Consider the following 19,872-nt stretch of genomic DNA (forward strand, 5'->3'; position numbering starts at 1 on the left):
GTAATTCAACAGAATTATTGACCCAGCACATCTCTGCCACTGTTCTGTTTTTCAATGTTGGGTTACTCTGTAAATTAACAGACTGTTGAATTTCAGCTGTAAGGAGGCCCTATGGCGAAGTATCAGAATCTTCTGGTGGCTATTGACCCCAATCAGGACGACCAGCCGGCACTACGCCGGGCGGTATACCTGATAAAACGAAATGGCGGGCGCATTAAGGCCTTCCTGCCTATTTACGACTTCTCTTACGAGATGACGACCTTGCTCTCCCCGGACGAAAGAACGGCGATGCGACAAGGTGTTATCAGCCAACGTGCCGCGTGGATCAACGAGCAATGCCGTTTTTACCTCGACGAAGGCGTCCCTATAGAAATCAAAGTGGTCTGGCATAACCGTCCTTATGAGGCGATTATTCAGGAAGTGATCGCCGGTAAGCACGATCTGCTGCTGAAAATGGCGCATCAACACGACCGGCTGGAATCCGTAATTTTCACCCCAACCGACTGGCACCTGCTACGCAAATGCCCTTGCCCGGTGTGGATGGTCAAGGATCAACCCTGGCAGGAAGGCAGCAAAGCCGTGGTGGCGGTTAATCTGGCCAGCGAAGAACCCTACCATGACCCATTGAACATCAAGCTGGTGCAGGAAACCGTTGAACTGGCACAAAACGTCAACCAAACCGAAGTGCATCTGGTCGGCGCCTACCCCGTTACTCCCATTAATATCGCTATCGAGCTGCCTGATTTTGACCCCAGTGTCTACAACGATGCCATTCGCGGGCAACACCTGATCGCCATGAAGGCGTTAAGGCAGAAATTCTGCATTAAAGAAGAATTTACCCACGTTGAGAAAGGTCTGCCGGAAGAGGTGATCCCCGATTTGGCCGAGCACTTGCAGGCAGGTGTGGTGGTGCTAGGTACCCTGGGCCGTACCGGCATTTCGGCGGCGTTTATTGGCAACACGGCAGAACATGTGATCGATCATCTGAAATGTGACCTGCTGGTGATTAAGCCGGAAAACTTCAATTGCCCGATCGAAGCTGATGAGGACGATGAGCACGACGACGAAGATTGATGTTTAGCGCATAAAAAAACGGGCCCTGACAGGCCCGTTTTTATTGGCTTTCGTTACGCCTGCAACGCACGCAGAATCGCTTCCACACTCTCTTTGGCATCGCCAAACAGCATCTGGGTGTTCTCTTTAAAGAACAGCGGGTTCTGCACGCCAGCATAACCGGTGTTCATCGAACGTTTAAAGGCAATCACGTTTTGCGCTTTCCACACTTCCAGCACCGGCATACCGGCAATTGGGCTGCGTGGATCTTCCAACGCGGCCGGGTTCACCGTATCGTTGGCGCCGATCACCAGCACGGTGTCGGTGTCCGCGAAATCGTCATTGATTTCGTCCATTTCCAGCACCACGTCATAGGGTACCCTGGCTTCGGCCAGCAGCACGTTCATGTGGCCCGGCAAGCGCCCGGCAACCGGGTGAATACCAAAGCGCACCTTGATGCCGCGTGCACGCAGTTTCTCGGTGATTTCTGCCACCGGGTACTGCGCCTGCGCCACCGCCATGCCATAGCCTGGAGTGATGATCACCGAAGTGGAGTTCTTCAACTGCTCGGCCACTTCTTCCGCGGTGGTTTCGCGATACTCGCCCATTTCTTCCGCATTACCGGTCGAAGAGCCATCGGTACCAAACCCGCCGGCGATCACGCTGATGAACGACCGGTTCATCGCCTTACACATGATGTAAGACAGGATGGCACCCGAAGAGCCCACCAACGCACCGGTCACGATCAGCAGATCGTTGCTCAGCATGAAGCCGGCCGCCGCTGCCGCCCACCCCGAATAGGAGTTGAGCATCGACACCACCACCGGCATGTCAGCACCGCCGATGGATGCCACCAGATGCCAGCCAAACGCCAGTGCAATAGCGGTCATCAGCACCAGTGCCACCGCCTGCCAACCCACGCTGTCGGCACGAACAAACACCACCAGCAGCAGGAAGGAGACCACCAGTGCCGCCAGGTTCATTTTGTGGCGATTTGGCAGCGCCAGCGGTTTGGATGAGATGATGCCGCGCAGTTTACCGAAGGCCACAATCGAACCGGTGAAGGTAACCGCACCGATAAAGATACCGAGGAACACTTCGGTCAGATGGATATTCTCCATCACCGGTTCCATCGCAGCACCGTGATCCAGGTAGCTGTTTAACCCCACCAGGACCGCAGCCAGGCCCACAAAGCTGTGCAGCACCGCCACCAGTTCTGGCATTTCGGTCATTTCGACCTTTTTCGCCAGATAGACCCCGATGGAACCCCCGATAATCATCGCGATGATGATCCAGCCCACGTTGCCGGAGTCCGGCCCGAGGATGGTGGCGATCAGCGCAATTGCCATCCCGGCGACGCCAAACAGGTTGCCGCGTTTTGACGTTTCATGGCGCGACAAGCCAGCCAGGCTACAAATAAACAGGATAGCGGCGACAATGTATGCAGCTGTAACTAATCCTCCAGACATATGCTACCCCTTAGTTCTTGCGGAACATCTTCAGCATGCGCTGAGTGACGGTGAATCCACCAAAAATGTTGATGCTGGCGATCAGCACGGCGATAAAGGAGAGGAAACTCACCCAGCCGCCATGGCCAATCTGCAATAACGCACCGACCACGATAATCCCTGAGATCGCATTGGTGACCGACATCAACGGGGTATGCAATGCATGGCTGACGTTCCACACCACGTAGTAACCCACCACGCAGGCCAGCGCAAACACGGTAAAGTGAGACAGGAACTCTTTCGGTGCGGCGTTGGCCAGCCAGCCAAACAGGATGATGGCTAACGCCATCAGGCCATATTTCAGCCACGGCGAAACCGGTTTTGCCGCCGGTTTGGCAACGGGGGCGGCGGCCTGCGCCGGTTTAGGCTGGGCAGAAACCTGGATAGGTGGTGCCGGCCAGGTGACTTCGCCACTGCGTACTACGGTAACGCCGCGGATCACGGTGTCTTCGAAATCTACGTCGATTTCGCCGTTCTTCTCTTTCGACAGCAGCTTCAGCAGGTTAACCAGGTTGGTGCCGTAAAGCTGTGAAGACTGGGTGGGCAGGCGGCTTGGCAGATCGGTATAACCAATGATTTTCACGCCGTTGTCGGTAACGGTCACTCGGTCGGCGACGGTCAGTTCACAGTTACCGCCGTTTTGCGCCGCCAGATCGACGATCACGCTGCCGGGCTTCATTGAAGCCACCATCTCTTTGGTGATCAGCTTCGGTGCAGGTTTACCCGGGATCAGCGCGGTGGTGACAATGATGTCGACCTCGGCCGCCTGAGCGGCAAACAGTGCCATCTCGGCCTTGATGAAGGCTTCGGACATCACTTTGGCATAACCGTCGCCGCTGCCCGCTTCTTCCTCAAAATCCAGCTCGAGGAATTCGGCCCCCATGCTCTGTACTTGCTCTTTGACTTCCGGACGGGTGTCGAAGGCGCGAACAATGGCCCCCAGACTGCCTGCGGCACCGATCGCCGCCAGACCTGCAACGCCGGCACCGATGATCATGACCTTGGCTGGTGGAACCTTGCCCGCGGCGGTGATCTGGCCGGTGAAGAAGCGGCCGAATTCGTGTGCGGCCTCAACAATCGCGCGGTAACCGGCGATGTTGGCCATTGAGCTCAGTGCATCCATGGACTGCGCACGTGAAATACGCGGCACCGAGTCCATAGCCATTGCGGTGACGTTACGTTCAGCCAACTTCGCGATCAGCTCCGGGTTTTGCGCCGGCCAGATAAAGCTGACCAGGGTGCTACCCTCACGCATTAACGCGATCTCGTCCTCAAGCGGTGCGTTAACTTTCAAAATCAGATCCGACTGCCAAACATCGGCCGTGTCGGTGATCGTTGCCCCAGCGGCTTCATAAGCGCCATCGTCAAAACTTGCCAGTTTGCCCGCCCCGCTTTCAATCGCGACGGTAAAGCCCAGCTTCAGCAATTGTTCCACCGTTTTCGGCGTTGCTGCGACCCGGGCTTCATTGGCCAACCGTTCTCTTGGTACACCAATACGCATAATGTTCCCTTCTCACCTGTCTTTGATGATGTTTATTATCTTCCTACCCATAGCGATGGCCCCGGCCGACAAGCTTTTTGTTAACCTTGTCGGCAGCGAATTAAGACGCCATCTATAACCTACTGAAAATATGATCGATGATCCATAATTGCTTACGCATTCAGGTCTGTTTTTACATAAAAACGCAGGCAACGACATGACAAATCGCAATTTAAAGTTAAAAAGCCCGCTGGAATACCGTTTTTACGGCCATATTGTGGCAGCCATCAGGTTGAGAACTTCCGGCGTTGCGCGGCAGTAACGCATAAAAGTTATAAAATTGTGAATAATTAACACTTATGACATCAAAGGCTTTATTATTGAAACTTATGACGATTCTGCGCAAAATAACGGGCACGCTCGTTCAAGGGATTTGTCTCATGGGATAACATAAAATGCTGAGACACTGCTCGAGATTACATGTAATAATCGGCGGCTGAATTACACCTAAACAGTTCAGCACGTTATCAACGTTAATGCGCTAGGCGAAAGGATTTTTTATGAAGCTGAAGAACACGATCATCGCATCAGCCTTGTTATCACTCACTGCGCTGTCTGCTCAGGCGGCACAAGAGTTAACTCCTGAAAAAGCAGCGGCGCTGAAGCCGTTTGATCGCATCACGATTACCGGCCGCTTTAATGCCATCAATGAAGCCGTTGATGCCGTATCCCGCCGTGCAGACAAACTGGGCGCAGACTCCTTCTACATCCAGGACAGCAATAACAGCAATAACGGCGGCAACTGGCGCGTCACCGCAGATCTTTATCATAAAGATGCGCCGGAAGTGAGCAAAGAGCCGAAGTACCGCGTGATTAACGGCGTTACCGAGCTGCCGAAAGAACAAGCCTTCCTGCTGGAGCCGTACGACACGGTGAGCGTCAGCGGCTTCTACCGCAGCCAGCCGGACATCAACGATGCCATCACCAAAGAAGCGAAAAAGAAAGGCGCAGCCTCGTTCTTTATCGTACGTCAGGTCGATGCCAATCAGGGCGGCAACCAGTTCATTACCGCCTATATCTATAAAGCCGATGCCCCTAAACGTGCAGTACAGAGCCCGGATGCCATCCCGGCCGACTCTGAAGCCGGTAAGGCCGCACTGGCTGCCGGTGGCGCTGCTGCTGCCAAGGTTGAAATCCCGGGTGTTGCCTCTTCCGGCTCACCAAGCCGTGACGTGGGCCGTTTCTTCGAAACCCAGTCTTCTACCGGCAAACGTTATACTGTCACTTTACCGAACGGTACCCAGATTCAGGAAGTGAACAACGTGACTGCTGCGCAGATGGTGCCGTTTGATTCTGTGACCTTCACTGGCCACTTCAACAGCATGACCGACGTTTCTACCGAAGTTGCTAAACGTGCTGCCGAGAAAGGCGCCAAGTACTATCACGTGACCCGCCAGTGGCAGAACAAGAGCGGCGGTAACCTGACCGTCAGCGCTGACCTGTTCAAATAAGTTTCACTTTGCGGTTTACCATCGGGCAGCCATTGAGCTGTCCGTTTTTTTGTGCACAGAAAACCCCCAGCTAGGCTGGGGGTTCAGTAAAGCTTTCAGCTTTGAGCCAGTTATAAAAACCCCTTTTGATTTGTTAAAACAGTTTGCGGTCTGGCAACTGCAAATGTTCAACAAGAAATCAAAAGGGGGTCCCAATGAGGGACGAAAAAAGCTTAGCGCACACCCGATGGAACTGTAAATATCACATAGTTTTTGCGCCGAAGTACCGAAGAAAGGTGTTCTACGGGGAAAAACGCAAAGCGATTGGCAGTATTTTAAGAAAGCTGTGCGAATGGAAAAACGTGAATATTCTGGAAGCGGAATGCTGTGCGGATCACATTCATATGCTTCTGGAAATCCCGCCGAAGATGAGTGTATCGGGGTTTATGGGGTACCTGAAGGGAAAGAGCAGCCTGATGCTTTATGAGCAGTTTGGGGATTTGAAGTTCAAATACCGTAACAGGGAGTTTTGGTGCCGAGGGTATTACGTTGATACGGTAGGGAAAAACACGGCCAGGATACAAGAATACATAAAGCACCAACTGGAAGAGGATAAAATGGGTGAGCAACTCTCGATCCCGTATCCAGGTAGCCCGTTTACGGGCCGTAAGTAATCCATAGATGCAAATGTCAGATTGCTATGCGCCTGTTAGGGCGCGGCTGGTAACAGAGCCTTATAGGCGCATATGAAAAACCTCCGGCTATGCCGGAGGATATTTATTGTTTGGGTCGCGCAGCGCCCTGCCAGTTGAATAGTTTTTTGTAAATTACGCATACTTAATCATTGCATCCATCCGCATCCATCCGTAGAATTTGCGCCAATTTTTAGGGCTATTGTCTACTCGTTCAGTAATTGCCATTACGTTGTTACTGCCAAGCAGTTCCCTCCCAGTTGTTTATTCTGCGTTCAGGATCCGTCATTGGAAAAGAAATTAGGTCTTACCGCGTTAACCGCATTGGTGCTGAGCTCAATGCTGGGTGCCGGGGTTTTCAGCCTGCCACAAAACATGGCGCAGGTCGCCAGCCCGGCGGCCCTGCTGCTGGGTTGGGCGATTACCGGCGTCGGCATCCTGTTTCTGGCTTTTGCCATGCTGTTGCTTACCCGCCTGCGTCCCGATCTGGACGGCGGCATATTCACCTATGCGAAAGAAGGTTTTGGCGAGCTGGTCGGGTTCTGTTCTGCCTGGGGCTATTGGCTGTGCGCGGTGATCGCCAATGTCTCTTACCTGGTGATCGTGTTTGCCGCGCTGAGTTTATTCACCGATCGCGGCGGTGAGGTCATTCTCGGCGACGGCAATACCTGGCAAGCGCTGCTGGCGGAGTCCGTATTGCTGTGGATCGTCCATGCGCTGGTGCTGCGGGGTGTGCAAACCGCCGCCAGCATCAATCTGGTCGCGACCCTGGCCAAGCTGTTGCCGCTGGGGATGTTTGCCGTGTTGGCCGCGATGGCGTTCAACATGGACGTCTTCACGCTGGATTTCCACGGCGTTGCTCTCGGTAAACCGGTGTGGGAGCAGGTAAAAAATACCATGCTGATTACCCTGTGGGTATTTATCGGTGTGGAAGGTGCAGTGGTGGTTTCTGCGCGGGCACGTCATAAGAAGGATGTCGGCCGTGCCACCATGCTGGCAGTGATCTCCGCATTGGCGGTGTATCTGTTGGTGACATTGTTATCACTGGGCGTGGTGCCGCGCAGCGAATTGGCCGAGATGCGCAATCCTTCTATGGCGGTGCTGATGGTCGATCTGATTGGCCCCTGGGGTGATGTGATTATCGCGGCCGGGCTGATCGTTTCGGTCTGCGGGGCTTACCTGAGCTGGACGATTATGGCCGCCGAAGTGCCGTTGCTGGCCGCTCAACACGGCGCTTTCCCGAAGATTTTCCGCAAGCAGAACAAGAACCACGCGCCCTCGGCTTCGCTATGGCTGACCAATATTGCGGTTCAGTTCGCTCTGGTGCTGATCTGGCTGACCGGCAGTAACTACAATTCTCTGCTGACTATCGCTTCGGAAATGATCCTGGTGCCTTATTTCCTGGTCGGTGCCTTCCTGTTCAAGGTGGCGATCCGTCGTCAGGACAAACGGCTGATGTTCGCCGCGACAGGCGCCTGCCTGTATGGAATCTGGCTGCTCTACGCTTCAGGATTGATGCACTTGCTGATGTCGGTGCTGCTGTATGCACCGGGGCTGCTGGTGTTTATCTATGCCCGCAGCGGACATGATGACGTCAAATTGCTGAATCAACTGGAGAAAGGCAGTATTTTTCTGTTGCTGGTGGCCACGGTACCGGCCGGCTGGTTTATGCTGCAGTAGGTGAAGAATGGCCGGGTGGGATCACCCGGTCAGTAACTTTGAGACTGGTGCAGACTGATGGTCATGCGTTCCCCAACCTGAGAGATAATAACCCCCTCAACGCACTCTTGCTGAATGGTCGCCAACTGCTGCATATCCAGAGCATAGGGCAATTTAATGTCGAATACTGCCAACCCCTGCTGCTGCGCCAGATCGATCAGGCGCACGATGTTGGTTTCGTCGCTGACCTGGGTGGAAACCACCTGCAGCGCCAACGCTTCCAATTGCTCTTTCCGCGTTTGTGAAGCGGAAGCCTGAGATTTCAATACCATGCCAAAAAATGGCATCACACCATAGATTGCATCAACAAAGCGCCAGTGCTTCTTGCACGATGCGGACAGAAAATCCATGTAATCAAAGCAGATTCTCTCACTGCGGGCGACGGGTGCAAGGTGACTGCTGTTCATCCCTTCCTCTCATTGCCAGTGTATTACATCCTGAAATGGATAATCGATGCGAAGCTTTAACGAATTTCCGCCGTATAATGGCATAATTCCCCTATTGTTTGCCAGTCTGTCCAGGAGCTTTAATCAATGGAACATCACAACTCAGCCCCGGTGCTGATTACGGGCGGCGCACGCCGGATTGGACTGGCGCTGGCCAGGTCATTCTTGCAACGCGATATTCCCGTGATCATCGCCTATCGCAGCGACTACCCGGCACTGAGCGAGCTGAAAAGACTGGGGGCAATCTGCATTCAGGGCGATTTCGCGACGCATGACGGCATCTACCGTTTTGCTGAGCAGGTTCGTCAGGTCGCTCCCAAACTGCGCGCGGTGATCCACAACGCCAGCGCCTGGCAGGCCGAATCGCCGGAAGTGCCGCCGGAGCAGGTTATGGCGGCGATGCTGCAAATTCACGTTTATACCCCTTATCTGCTCAATCAATTGCTGGAGTCTTGCCTGCTGGGCCAGGGACAAGCCGGTGCGGATATTATCCACCTGACCGACTATGTGGTGGAGAAAGGCAGCGATAAACACATTGCCTATGCCGCCAGTAAGGCCGCACTGGACAATATGACCCGTTCATTTGCCCGCAAGCTGGCGCCAGAGGTCAAAGTCAATGCCATCGCACCGGCGCTGATTATCTTCAATCCGGGTGATGACGAGCCGTATCGTCAGCAGGCGCTGGCAAAATCACTGATGAAAATCGCCCCTGGCGAGTGTGAAGTGGTCAACCTGGTGAACTACCTGCTGGAAAGCCGCTATGTCACCGGCCGTACCCATGGCGTAGACGGTGGCCGTCCACTGCGCTAGCGCACAGATCTGCATGGTATATCGCGGCCCCCCGCGCTATGCTGAATTTCGTTATTCTGATAAAACCGCTGAATATGCATAAAATTGTTTTTGTGGAAGACGATCCGGAAGTCGGCAAACTGATTGCCGCCTATCTGGGCAAGCACGACATTGATGTATTGATTGAGCCACGCGGCGACAGTGCACAGGCACGCATCGAGTTGGAACAACCGGATCTGGTGCTGCTGGACATCATGTTACCCGGCAAGGACGGCATGACGCTGTGTCGCGATCTGCGCCCGACCTTCCCCGGCCCAATTGTGCTGCTCACCTCACTCGACAGCGACATGAACCATATCCTGTCGTTGGAAATGGGCGCTAACGATTACATCCTGAAAACCACGCCACCGGCAGTATTACTGGCGCGGCTACGTCTGCATCTGCGTCAGCATGGCAATCAGCCAAAGGAAGAATCGACTCAGCCGATCACCCAACACAACGCCTTGCACTTCGGCTTACTATGCATCGACCCGGTCAACCGTCAGGTGACGCTGGGCGAAGAGATCATCACTCTTTCCACCTCAGATTTTGATCTGCTGTGGGAACTGGCCACCCATGCCGGGCAAATCATGGATCGCGAAGCCCTGCTGCAAAACCTGCGCGGCGTAAGTTATGACGGTCTGGATCGCAGTATCGACGTGGCGATTTCCCGCCTGCGACGCAAGCTGTACGACAATGCGCTGGAGCCCTTCCGCGTCAAAACCGTGCGCAATAAAGGCTATCTGTTCGCCCCGAATGCCTGGGAGTTCGTGCAGCAATGAGAAAGCTTTTTGTGCAGTTCTTCCTGCTGCTTTTCGTTTGCTTCCTGGTGATGGCGATGCTGGTGGGATTGGTGTACAAAGTCACCGCCGAACGCGCCGGCCGCCAGTCGATGGACGACCTGATGAAAAGCTCGCTGTACCTGATGCGCAGTGAACTGCGGGAAATTCCGCTGAAAGACTGGAACAAGACCATCGCCACGCTGGACTTGAACCTGTCGTTTAAACTGCACATTGAACCGCTCGGCAAACAGGATCTGAGTGAAGATCTGATGAAGCGGCTACGTCTTGGGGAAATTATCGCCCTCGACGACCAATACACCTTTATGCAGCGGATTCCACGCAGCCACTACGTGCTGGTCGTCGGGCCGATCCCTTATCTGTTCTATCTGCATCAAATGCGGTTGCTGGATTTGGCCCTGCTGGTGTTTATCGGCATGTCGCTGGCCCTGCCGGTATTTTTGTGGATGCGCCCGCACTGGCAGGACTTGCTCAAGCTGGAAAACGCGGCTCAGCGCCTCGGTGCCGGGCATCTTGATGAACGCACCCATTTCGATCCCACCTCCAGCCTCAATCGGCTCGGGGTGGCGTTTAATCAGATGGCGGATAACGTCAATACGCTGATCGCCAGCAAGAAACAGTTGATCGACGGCATCGCCCATGAGCTGCGAACACCGCTGGTGCGGTTGCGCTACCGGCTGGCGATGAGCGATAACCTGACCGAAAGCGAGCAGCAGGCGCTGAACCGCGATATCGGTCAGTTGGAGTCACTGATCGACGAACTGCTGACCTATGCTCGTCTCGACCGTCCGCAGGTGGCACTCAATATAGAACCTCTCGATTTACCCAAGTGGCTGGAGGACAAGGCTGACGACCTGCGCCTGATCCACCCGGAACGGGAAATCGAGTTGGATATCCCACACGTCGGCGATTTTGGCGGCGTCGATTTACGGCTAATGGAGCGAGTGCTGGATAACCTGGTGAACAATGCGCTGCGTTATAGTGAAAAACGTCTGCGTATCGGCCTGTGGTTTGACGGCGACAACGCCTGCCTTCAGGTAGAAGACGACGGCCCGGGTATTCCACCGGAAGAACGTGAACGGGTATTCGAACCCTTTGTGCGGCTCGATCCCAGCCGCGATCGCGCTACCGGTGGCTGCGGGCTGGGCCTGGCCATTGTTCATTCTATCGCCGTGGCCTATCAGGGCCAGGTGTATGTAGACGCCAGTTCACTCGGCGGTGCCAGCTTCCGCTTCTGTTGGCCGCTAAAGCCCACTTTCAATTTAAAAGCAGACCCGGTGTAACCCTGTTTACGCGGCAGCATGAAAACGCGAAAGAGTTATCCGGTTTACAATAAAATGGAGCTAAACGATGACATCTGCACATTCCCCTTCTTCCTACGACGAGCTGCGTGCCATTTTCACCCGACTGTCGCGCTTCGGTCACCTCTCCGCCATTGCCGGCTGGGACATGCAAACCATGATGCCACCAAGTGGCAGCAAAGCGCGTTCGGAAGCGCTGGCCGAGCTGAACGTGCTGCAACACCAAATTTTAACGGCGGAAAAAACCGGTCGTTTGTTCGAACGCGCACAGCAAGAAACGTTGGATGACATCGATCTGGCTAATTTGCTGGAGATGCGCCGTCAGTACGACAACGCGGTGCTGGTACCGGAATCGCTGGTCGAAGCCAAGTCGCTGGCTGGCGCACGTTGTGAGCACGCCTGGCGTTCCCAACGCCCGGCCAACGACTGGGAAGGTTTCTCGGAAAACCTGCGTGAAGTGGTCAAACTGAGCCGGCAGGAAGCGCAGATCCGCGCCGAAGCGGCAGGCTCCAGCCGTTATGATGCCCTGCTGAACCTGTATGAACCGGGGATGCGCAGCAGCGACATTGACCGTATCTTTGGCGATCTGAAAACCTGGCTGCCCGATCTGCTGCAGAAAGTGGTAGCCAAACAGGCTCAGGAACCTTGCCAGGTTCCGCAGGGGCCGTTCAATGTGGAAACTCAACGTCAACTGAGCCTGAGCGTGATGAAACTGCTTGGCTTTAACTTCGACGGCGGCCGGGTGGACGTCAGCGCACACCCGTTCTGCGGCGGTGTACCGGAAGATGTGCGCATCACTACTCGTTATAACGACAAAGAGTTCCTGACCGCTCTGCTCGGTATCGTGCATGAGACCGGTCATGCCCGTTACGAACAAAATCTTCCGCGTGAATGGTTGGGCCAACCGGTGGCGCAGGCACGCTCTACCGCTATTCATGAATCACAAAGCCTGCTGTTTGAAATGCAGCTGGCGCGCGGCAGCGATTTTCTGAAAATTCTGCGCCCGCTGGTCGTCAATCAATTCGGCGAGCAACCAGCGTTGGAAGAAAGTAACTTCATCCGCCTGAATCAACGAGTGAAGCCAGGCCTGATCCGCGTAGACGCTGACGAAGTCAGCTACCCGGCGCACGTGATCCTGCGTTATGAAATTGAAAAGGCCCTGATCGAAGGCGAGATTGAGGTGGAAGACATCCCGGCGCTGTGGAACGAAAAAATGCGCGGCTACCTGGGCCTGGACACCGTCGGCAACTATCGCAACGGCTGCATGCAGGATATTCACTGGACCGATGGCGCATTTGGTTACTTCCCGACTTATACCCTTGGCGCCATGTATGCCGCGCAACTGTTCAATAGTGCGCGTGAAGCGCTGCCGACGTTGAACAGTGACATCGCCGAAGGCAATCTGAACCCACTGTTCCACTGGCTGAAACAGAATATCTGGCGTCACGGTAGCCGTTTCCCTACCGATAGCCTGATCGCCAATGCGACCGGTGAAACCTTGAACCCGAGCTATTTCCGCAAGCATCTGGAAAGCCGTTACCTGTAATACCTTCCCTAGGCACGGCTAACCCCGTGCTTTTTCCCCCTGTTTTGCCGCAAGTATTCCATAGCGCACTCCCCCTACCCAAGACACCCTGGCCGCAGAGTGCGGGTTGGTTACCCTCTATATGTATGTTGTAACTAAAATGAGATTGAAAGGCCGCCAAACCCGGTGGATTAACCGGCCACTATCCACGATGTACATTAGGTTACACGCCGAAACCAATCACTCACGGAAAGCCTCCCGCCGTTTGCCTACTATCTTGTCACCGGCCCCGCAGTGGGCTTGATACATGATGAGTAATTTAAGGAATCAACAATGAAAAAAGTATTAGCTCTGGTTGTTGCCGCTGCAATGGGTCTGTCTTCTGTTGCCTTCGCTGCTGACGCTGCCACCACCACGACTACCGCACCAGCGGCAACGGCTACCACCACCATGGCTGCACCGGCCAAGACCACTCACGTGAAAAAACATCACGCGAAGAAAGCACCGGTTCAAAAAGCCCAGGCGGCTAAAAAGCACCACAAAGCCACCGCCAAGAAAGCGCCGGCTCAGAAAGCCCAGGCAGCCAAAAAACACCACAAAAAAACCAGCCATAAGAAAGCGGCGTAACAGCAATCTGATGTGAGGCTCCCCTCACCAGTCAAGACTTGAGTTGTCCAACACCCGGTTCGCCGGGTGTTTTTTCATCGGGGGTTCTCATCATGCTGCGTCGCTACTTATTTGAAATCATTCTGACCACGCTGATCCTCTGCGGACTGATCGCCGCCTTTTTTTACCTGTAACCGCCCCCCTCCTCTGGATAAGAAATTATTGAAAAATCAATCACTGCCCATCCACACGGCGACTAAATCAGTCTATAGTTACCATTCAGTGTGTTTATGGATGACCCGTATTTTCCAGGCAAGAAACCTATGCGCATAACCGTTTTGCTGTTGCTGTGCTCATTCCCACTCGCACTTCCCCTTTCAGTACGGGCTGATAGCCCATCCGACGCGTCGGCCGCTGAGCAAACTCGCTTATTTTTTGGTAAAGATGAACGCATAAAGGTCACGGAAACCGACGGGTGGCCATGGCAAGCCATTGGGCAGGTGGAAACCGCCAGCGGTAACCTGTGCACCGCCACGCTGATCTCTCCTCATCTGGCACTCACCGCCGGTCACTGTGTGCTGGCGCCTCCAGGTCAATTGGATAAGGCCATTGCGCTGCGTTTTGTTTCCGGTAATAAGACCTGGAAATACCAGACCGACAATATTGAGACGTTGGTGGATCGCAAGCTGGGGAAAAAACTCAAGCCAGATGGTGAGGGTTGGATTGTGCCGCCGGCAGCGGCGGCCTATGACTTCGCGCTAATCCGCTTAAAGGATAAAAAGCCCTTGCCGATTAAACCCCTGCAGCTGTGGCAAGGTGACAGTAAGGCACTGACTCTGGCAATGAAGCAGGCCAAACGGCTGATTACCCAGGCAGGATATCCGGGAGATCATCTGGATGACCTCTACAGTCACCAGAACTGCAAAGTGACAGGCTGGGCGCAACAGGGCGTGCTTTCGCATCAGTGCGATACCCTGCCCGGCGATAGCGGTTCACCGTTACTGCTGAAAACCGCCAACGGCTGGCGGCTTATTGCCATTCAAAGCTCCGCACCGGCGGCTAAAGATCGTTACCGCGCCGATAACCGCGCTTTGGCCGTCACCGGTATCCGCGATGCGCTGGACGCACTGGCTACGGGGAAATAAATCGTTATGTTCCGGCGTGGGATCCCGCGCCGGAATCAAGGGCAATTTGTTGCCCCAATGGCTTAGCCCGAAAGCTGCTCGATAGTCTGCAGAATACGCTTGTCCGAGATCGGATAAGGCGTGCCCAGTTGCTGAGCGAACAGGCTGACGCGCAGCTCTTCGATCATCCAGCGCACTTCTTTCACCTCGTCATCCTGGAGGCGTTTCGGCGGCAGCTTGTTCAGCCACTGCTGCCAGGCCTGTTGCACCTGTTCCACCCGTAGCATTTGCGCGCGGTCGCGGTGCGGATCGGTCGCCAGCTTCTCCAAGCGGCGTTCAATCGCCTGCAGATAACGTAGCGTATCCGGCAGACGCTTCCAGCCGTTATTGGTCACGAACCCACGATAAACCAGCGCACCGAGCTGGGTTTTGATATCCGACAGCGCCAGCGCCAACGAGATATCAACCCGGCCTTTCAGGCGCTTGTTGATGTTGAACACCGCCGTCAGGACCTGTTCAACCTGTTTGGCGACACCCACCACCGTTTCGTTCAGTTCACCACGCACCAGTTCCTGCAGACGGGCGAAGTTTTCCTCCTGCCACACCGGTCCACCGTGTTCAGCAATCAGTTTGTCGATGCCGCACGAGATGCAATCATCGATCAGATCCAGCACCCTGCCATAGGGGTTAAAATACAGCCCCAGCTTGGCTTTGTTAGGCAGTTTTTCATGCAGATATTTGACCGGCGAAGGAATATTCAGCAACAGCAGGCGACGCGTACCCTGCCACATCGCCTGCTGCTGCTCTTGCTCGCTGTCGAACAGGCGGATTGCCACGCTGTCTTTTTCGTCCACCAGCGCCGGGTAGGCCTTCATCGAGTAGCCACCGCGTTTCTGTTCATAAAACTCCGGCAGTTTGCCGAAGCTCCAGATATGCAGATTGCTTTGCTCCAGCCCATCGTCCGCCACCGCCGACAGCGTTTCCTGAACCTTGTCCTTCAACTGCAGTTTCAGCGCCGTCAGATCTTTGCCTTCGCGCAGGGTTTTGTGCTTTTCATCCACCACCCGGAAAGTCATCTTAAGGTGATCGGGCACCTGATCCCATTGCCAGTCCTCACGTGACACCGTCACGCCAGTCATGCGCCGTAACTCTCGCTCCAGCGAATCCACCAGCGGCAATTCCAGCGCGGTCACCCGCCCCAGGAAAGCCTCGGCGTAGTTGGGTGCCGGCACAAAGTTGCGGCGTACCGGCTTCGGCAACGACTTGATCAGAGCAATGATCAGTTCACGGCGAATTCCCGGGATCTGCCATTCAAAGCCCTGCTGCTCTACCTGATTCAGAATAGGCAGCGGAATATGTACCGTAACGCCATCCGCGTCAGTGCCCGGTTCAAATTGATAACTCAGGCGCAGCTTGAGGTTGCCCTGATACCAGGTGTTTGGGTAATCGAGCGCACTGACCTGATTGGCACCGTCTTTGATCAGCATTTCTTTTTCAAAACTGAGCAGGTCTGAGTTTTGCTTACCGGCGTTTTTCCACCAGTTATCGAAATGGCGTCCGGACACCACATCGTTCGGAATGCGCTGATCGTAAAAGGCGAACAGGGTTTCGTCGTCCACCAAAATGTCACGGCGACGTGATTTGTGTTCCAGCTCTTCCACTTCGGCACGCAGCTTCAGGTTAGCGCCAAAGAACGCATGCCGCGTCTGCCAGTCACCTTCCACCAGCGCATGGCGAATAAACAGCTCACGGCACAGCAGCGGATCGATGTTGCTGTAATTGACCGCTCGTGCAGCCACAATCGGCAACCCGAACAGCGTCACTTTTTCGCTGGCCATTACCGCCCCCTGGGATTTAGACCAGTGCGGTTCACTGTAGCTGTGTTTCACCAGGTGCTGAGCCAACGGTTCTATCCACTCCGGCTCGATGCGCGCGGCAATGCGTCCCCACAGGCGGCTGGTTTCCACCAGTTCGGCCACCATGGTCCACTTCGGTGGCTTCTTGAACAGGCCGGAACCCGGGAAGATCGAGAAACGCGCATTGCGGGCACCGGTGAACTCCTGCTTGTCAGCATCTTTCTGGCCGATGTGCGACAGCAATCCGGTCAGCAGCGCAGTATGCACGCTGCGGTAATCGGAAGGCTCGCTGTTAACCGGCAGCCCCAGCTCTTTCACCACCTGACGTAGTTGGGTGTAGATATCCTGCCATTCGCGCACCCGTAGGTAGTTGAGGAAGTCATTGCGGCACAGCCGGCGGAACTGGCTGGAGGAGTGCTCTTTTTGCTGCTCTTTCAGCCAGTCCCACAGGTTTACGTAGGCCAGGAAATCCGAGTCTTTGTCGGCAAAACGACGGTGTTTTTCGTCCGACGCCTGCTGTTTGTCCATTGGCCGCTCACGCGGATCCTGGATCGACAGCGCTGCGGTGATGATCATCACCTCACGTACGCTACCGCTCTTCTGTGCTTCCAGCACCATACGTGCCAGCCGTGGGTCGATCGGCAACTGTGCCAGTTGACGGCCCTGCGCGGTAAGCTGGTAATGACCATTCTCTGCGGTTTTAATCGCGCCCAGTTCTTCCAGCAGGCGCACACCGTCCAAAATATTGCGCTTGTCCGGCGCTTCCACAAACGGGAAAGCGGCGATATCCCCCAGCCCAAGCGAGGTCATCTGCAGGATCACCGATGCCAGGTTGGTCCGCAGGATCTCTGGGTCGGTAAACTCCGGTCGCGACAGAAAATCCTGTTCCGCATACAAGCGAATACAAATACCGTCCGACACGCGGCCACAGCGGCCTTTACGCTGATTGGCAGAGGCCTGCGACACCGGCTCGATCGGCAGTCGCTGTACCTTGGTACGGAAGCTGTAACGGCTGATACGCGCGGTACCTGGGTCAATCACATACTTGATGCCCGGAACGGTCAGTGAGGTTTCCGCCACGTTGGTTGCCAGCACGATGCGCCGACCGTGGTGCGACTGGAACACCCGGTTCTGTTCGCTGTTCGACAGCCGCGCATACAGCGGCAAGACTTCGGTATGCGGCAGATTCAGGCGGTTCAAAGCGTCGGCGGTGTCGCGGATTTCGCGCTCACCGCTCATAAAGATCAGGATATCCCCCGGCCCTTCGCGGCCAAGTTCGTCCACCGCATCGAAAATCGCCTGCAGTTGATCGCGGTCGGTATCGTCGGCGTCATCCACCACCGGACGGTAACGAACCTCCACTGGATAAGTCCGGCCGGAAACTTCAATAATCGGCGCGTTGTTGAAATGGCGCGAAAACCGCTGCGGATCGATAGTTGCCGAGGTGATGATAACTTTCAGATCCGGGCGTTTCGGCAGCAGTTCACGCAAGTAACCGAGAATAAAATCGATGTTCAGGCTGCGTTCATGCGCCTCATCGATAATCAGCGTGTCGTACTGCATCAACAGCCGGTCCTGCTGAATTTCCGCCAGCAGGATACCGTCGGTCATCAGCTTGACCAGGGTGTTTTCCCCGACCTGATCGTGAAAACGCACCTTGTAACCGACGCTGCCGCCCAACGGGGTTTCCAGCTCGTCGGCAATGCGGTTGGCCACGGTACGCGCCGCCAGACGTCGTGGCTGGGTATGGCCGATCAGCCCTTTCACCCCACGCCCCAACTCCAGGCAGATCTTCGGCAACTGCGTGGTTTTCCCCGAACCGGTTTCACCGGCGACAATCACCACCTGGTGGTCACGGATCGCCTGCAGAATATCCTGCTTCTTCTGGCTGACCGGCAGGTTGGCCGGGTAGGTTATTTTTGGGCAGCTCGCGGCACGGGACTGTGCCTTGTGCAACGCCAGCGCGATGTCACTTTCGATTTCAACGGCGGCCGCCAACAGAGCATCGGGATTTTTGATTTTTCGTGCGCCCTGCAGCCGACGTTGCAGGCGTTGTTGATCACGGAGCATCAGCTCGCCCAGTTGGACAGACAATGCCGCGAGCGGAGATTTCACGTTCGGTATTCCTTGTTTCATCGCTGCTGTATCAAGCTTTAGCAACGTTTTGATAATGGGTTAGCCAGTTTTTAGCTTTGGACGCGCAGAATATCACAAGCCGCTTTTTCCCCATAATCCGGCCGCTTATGGCCCAACAGGTCATTCAATAAAATCGAACAAAGGCCTCGAAATATTGCGCTATCACTGCTGGAAAAATGTGAATAGAGTGTACTGCATGCAAGGGACGCACCGTCCTGATGTCACTGTCATAACGTAAGGAATTACCGATGAGCAAAGTATTGGTTCTCAAATCAAGCATCCTGGCGGGCTACTCTCAGTCTAATCAACTGGCCGATTTCTTCGTTGAACAGTGGGCAAGCGCTCATGGCAACGACACCATCACCGTACGTGACCTGGCTGCACAGCCAATCCCGGTACTGGACGGCGAACTGGTGGGTGCATTGCGTCCTTCCGATACCCCGCTGACCCCACGTCAGACCGAAGCGCTGGCCTTGTCCGATGAACTGATCGCTGAGCTGCAGGCCAATGACACCATCGTTATCGCAGCGCCGATGTATAACTTCAACATCCCTACCCAGTTGAAAAACTATTTCGACCTGATTGCCCGTGCCGGCGTAACCTTCCGTTACACCGAAAACGGCCCGGAAGGCCTGGTGAAAGGCAAACGCGCCATCATCCTGACCAGCCGCGGCGGCATTCATAAAGACACCCCAACTGACCTGATTGAACCTTACCTGCGTCTGTTCCTGGGCTTTATCGGCATCACCGACGTTGAGTTCGTGTTCGCTGAAGGCATCGCTTACGGCCCGGATGTCGCGACCAAAGCGCAGGCCGATGCCAAGGCCGTGCTGACTCAGGTGGTTGCTGCCTGATATCCCTCGCAGGGGTGTTGTGCCCCTGCGAAGCCACAACAGAAAGACCCAAGTCCTGTCACACCTGTTCTACCCTCATAAAAATCCAATGCTGTATTTTATTGCGCGCCTGATGGCGCGCTTTTTTATTTCTTCAACCACTGACCGTTGATGCCGCGTACGTATTCTCCGGCAGGAGCTCGCGTTACCAGCTTCTGCCCGGCCATGCGCGCCACATCGTCGATGGTGATATGATTGCCGTCCGCCACTTGCTGGTATTTTTCAGTGCGCCCGGCATTAATGTTTTTCACCAGCGTCAGCGTTTCGGCGTCCTGCTTCACCGGCGCGATATAACCGCTGAGCGTTTCCCCTACGCGGCCCTGCTGTTTGGCTTCATCCAACGTCAGCGCCATCGCCATGCTGCTGAACAACCACCCGGCGCCCAATAAGCCTAAATAACGTTTTTTCATGTTGG

Annotated in this window: 17 protein-coding genes; 12 read left to right on the forward strand and 5 right to left on the reverse strand. The window is 55.0% G+C overall.

The annotated features are described in order from the left end of the window. Positions 1-111: 111 nt before the first annotated feature. Positions 112-1,074, forward strand: coding sequence for a universal stress protein UspE (gene uspE, locus NHG65_RS13750; protein ID WP_099062933.1), 963 nt, complete (start codon positions 112-114; stop codon positions 1,072-1,074). Positions 1,075-1,127: 53 nt separating this feature from the next. Here the strand turns inward: uspE and pntB are convergent, their stop codons facing one another. Both pntB and pntA read right to left on the reverse strand, forming a co-directional pair. Beyond that, entirely contained in the window at positions 1,128-2,522 is a 1,395-nt protein-coding gene (gene pntB, locus NHG65_RS13755) for a Re/Si-specific NAD(P)(+) transhydrogenase subunit beta (RefSeq protein ID WP_085116973.1), read from the reverse strand. A gap of 10 nt (positions 2,523-2,532) precedes the next feature. Next, on the reverse strand, positions 2,533-4,062 hold the full coding sequence (gene pntA, locus NHG65_RS13760) for a Re/Si-specific NAD(P)(+) transhydrogenase subunit alpha (RefSeq protein WP_099062932.1): 1,530 nt from the start codon (positions 4,060-4,062) through the stop codon (positions 2,533-2,535). A gap of 539 nt (positions 4,063-4,601) precedes the next feature. On the opposite strand from pntA, the gene ydgH reads away from it, so the two are divergent. The 3 genes from ydgH to NHG65_RS13775 all read left to right on the forward strand — a co-directional run bounded on the left by ydgH (position 4,602) and on the right by NHG65_RS13775 (position 7,903). After that, on the forward strand, positions 4,602-5,552 hold the full coding sequence (ydgH, locus tag NHG65_RS13765) for a DUF1471 family protein YdgH (protein ID WP_099062931.1): 951 nt from the start codon (positions 4,602-4,604) through the stop codon (positions 5,550-5,552). A 194-nt stretch (positions 5,553-5,746) separates the two neighbouring features. Then, entirely contained in the window at positions 5,747-6,205 is a 459-nt protein-coding gene (gene tnpA, locus NHG65_RS13770) for an IS200/IS605-like element IS1541C family transposase (RefSeq protein ID WP_129935314.1), read from the forward strand. Positions 6,206-6,511: 306 nt separating this feature from the next. After that, a complete protein-coding gene (locus tag NHG65_RS13775; RefSeq protein WP_129934554.1) occupies positions 6,512-7,903 on the forward strand; it encodes an amino acid permease in 1,392 nt (463 codons plus the stop codon). 29 nt (positions 7,904-7,932) lie between these two features. Here the strand turns inward: NHG65_RS13775 and NHG65_RS13780 are convergent, their stop codons facing one another. Then, entirely contained in the window at positions 7,933-8,349 is a 417-nt protein-coding gene (locus NHG65_RS13780; protein WP_099062929.1) for a hypothetical protein, read from the reverse strand. Between the two features lie 126 nt (positions 8,350-8,475). On the opposite strand from NHG65_RS13780, the gene folM reads away from it, so the two are divergent. From folM to NHG65_RS13815, 7 genes are all read left to right on the forward strand, one after another. After that, entirely contained in the window at positions 8,476-9,198 is a 723-nt protein-coding gene (gene folM / locus NHG65_RS13785) for a dihydromonapterin reductase (protein ID WP_219016359.1), read from the forward strand. A gap of 74 nt (positions 9,199-9,272) precedes the next feature. Then, positions 9,273-9,998, forward strand: a complete 726-nt coding sequence (gene rstA, locus NHG65_RS13790) for a two-component system response regulator RstA (protein ID WP_099063046.1) — start codon at positions 9,273-9,275, stop codon at positions 9,996-9,998. Further along, positions 9,995-11,299, forward strand: coding sequence for a two-component system sensor histidine kinase RstB (gene rstB / locus NHG65_RS13795; RefSeq protein WP_099062927.1), 1,305 nt, complete (start codon positions 9,995-9,997; stop codon positions 11,297-11,299). Before rstA ends, rstB begins: the two co-directional genes overlap by 4 nt. Before the next feature lie 67 nt (positions 11,300-11,366). Next, entirely contained in the window at positions 11,367-12,863 is a 1,497-nt protein-coding gene (locus tag NHG65_RS13800) for a carboxypeptidase M32 (RefSeq protein ID WP_499182309.1), read from the forward strand. Positions 12,864-13,175: 312 nt separating this feature from the next. Beyond that, on the forward strand, positions 13,176-13,469 hold the full coding sequence (gene asr, locus NHG65_RS13805) for an acid resistance repetitive basic protein Asr (RefSeq protein WP_099062925.1): 294 nt from the start codon (positions 13,176-13,178) through the stop codon (positions 13,467-13,469). Between the two features lie 92 nt (positions 13,470-13,561). Then, complete coding sequence (gene ydgU / locus NHG65_RS13810) at positions 13,562-13,642, forward strand: small membrane protein YdgU (protein ID WP_455431200.1); 81 nt, start codon at positions 13,562-13,564, stop codon at positions 13,640-13,642. Positions 13,643-13,771: 129 nt separating this feature from the next. Continuing rightward, positions 13,772-14,593 (forward strand): trypsin-like serine peptidase, encoded by an 822-nt coding sequence (locus NHG65_RS13815; protein WP_261426505.1) that lies wholly within the window; start codon positions 13,772-13,774, stop codon positions 14,591-14,593. Positions 14,594-14,655: 62 nt separating this feature from the next. On the opposite strand, the gene hrpA is transcribed toward NHG65_RS13815, so the two are convergent. Continuing rightward, the gene (hrpA, locus tag NHG65_RS13820; RefSeq protein ID WP_499182310.1) at positions 14,656-18,543 is read right to left on the reverse strand and encodes an ATP-dependent RNA helicase HrpA; all 3,888 of its coding nucleotides are present in this window, start codon (positions 18,541-18,543) and stop codon (positions 14,656-14,658) included. 269 nt (positions 18,544-18,812) lie between these two features. On the opposite strand from hrpA, the gene azoR reads away from it, so the two are divergent. Further along, a complete protein-coding gene (azoR, locus tag NHG65_RS13825) occupies positions 18,813-19,418 on the forward strand; it encodes an FMN-dependent NADH-azoreductase (RefSeq protein ID WP_099062922.1) in 606 nt (201 codons plus the stop codon). A 125-nt stretch (positions 19,419-19,543) separates the two neighbouring features. Here the strand turns inward: azoR and NHG65_RS13830 are convergent, their stop codons facing one another. Then, positions 19,544-19,867, reverse strand: a complete 324-nt coding sequence (locus NHG65_RS13830) for a YdbL family probable chaperone protein (protein WP_207976592.1) — start codon at positions 19,865-19,867, stop codon at positions 19,544-19,546. Between the last annotated feature and the right edge of the window lie 5 nt (positions 19,868-19,872).

It is taken from the genome of Serratia myotis, from assembly GCF_027474885.1.
Classification (GTDB): Bacteria; Pseudomonadota; Gammaproteobacteria; order Enterobacterales; family Enterobacteriaceae; genus Serratia; species Serratia proteamaculans.

Coding starts and splice junctions, on each gene's coding strand:
- uspE (WP_099062933.1), top strand. CDS start 112: ATGGCGAAGTATCAGAATCTTCTGGTGGCTATTGACCCCAATCAGGAC.
- pntB (WP_085116973.1), bottom strand. CDS start 2,522: ATGTCTGGAGGATTAGTTACAGCTGCATACATTGTCGCCGCTATCCTG.
- pntA (WP_099062932.1), bottom strand. CDS start 4,062: ATGCGTATTGGTGTACCAAGAGAACGGTTGGCCAATGAAGCCCGGGTC.
- ydgH (WP_099062931.1), top strand. CDS start 4,602: ATGAAGCTGAAGAACACGATCATCGCATCAGCCTTGTTATCACTCACT.
- tnpA (WP_129935314.1), top strand. CDS start 5,747: ATGAGGGACGAAAAAAGCTTAGCGCACACCCGATGGAACTGTAAATAT.
- NHG65_RS13780 (WP_099062929.1), bottom strand. CDS start 8,349: ATGAACAGCAGTCACCTTGCACCCGTCGCCCGCAGTGAGAGAATCTGC.
- folM (WP_219016359.1), top strand. CDS start 8,476: ATGGAACATCACAACTCAGCCCCGGTGCTGATTACGGGCGGCGCACGC.
- rstA (WP_099063046.1), top strand. CDS start 9,273: ATGCATAAAATTGTTTTTGTGGAAGACGATCCGGAAGTCGGCAAACTG.
- rstB (WP_099062927.1), top strand. CDS start 9,995: ATGAGAAAGCTTTTTGTGCAGTTCTTCCTGCTGCTTTTCGTTTGCTTC.
- NHG65_RS13800 (WP_499182309.1), top strand. CDS start 11,367: ATGACATCTGCACATTCCCCTTCTTCCTACGACGAGCTGCGTGCCATT.
- asr (WP_099062925.1), top strand. CDS start 13,176: ATGAAAAAAGTATTAGCTCTGGTTGTTGCCGCTGCAATGGGTCTGTCT.
- ydgU (WP_455431200.1), top strand. CDS start 13,562: ATGCTGCGTCGCTACTTATTTGAAATCATTCTGACCACGCTGATCCTC.
- NHG65_RS13815 (WP_261426505.1), top strand. CDS start 13,772: ATGCGCATAACCGTTTTGCTGTTGCTGTGCTCATTCCCACTCGCACTT.
- azoR (WP_099062922.1), top strand. CDS start 18,813: ATGAGCAAAGTATTGGTTCTCAAATCAAGCATCCTGGCGGGCTACTCT.
- NHG65_RS13830 (WP_207976592.1), bottom strand. CDS start 19,867: ATGAAAAAACGTTATTTAGGCTTATTGGGCGCCGGGTGGTTGTTCAGC.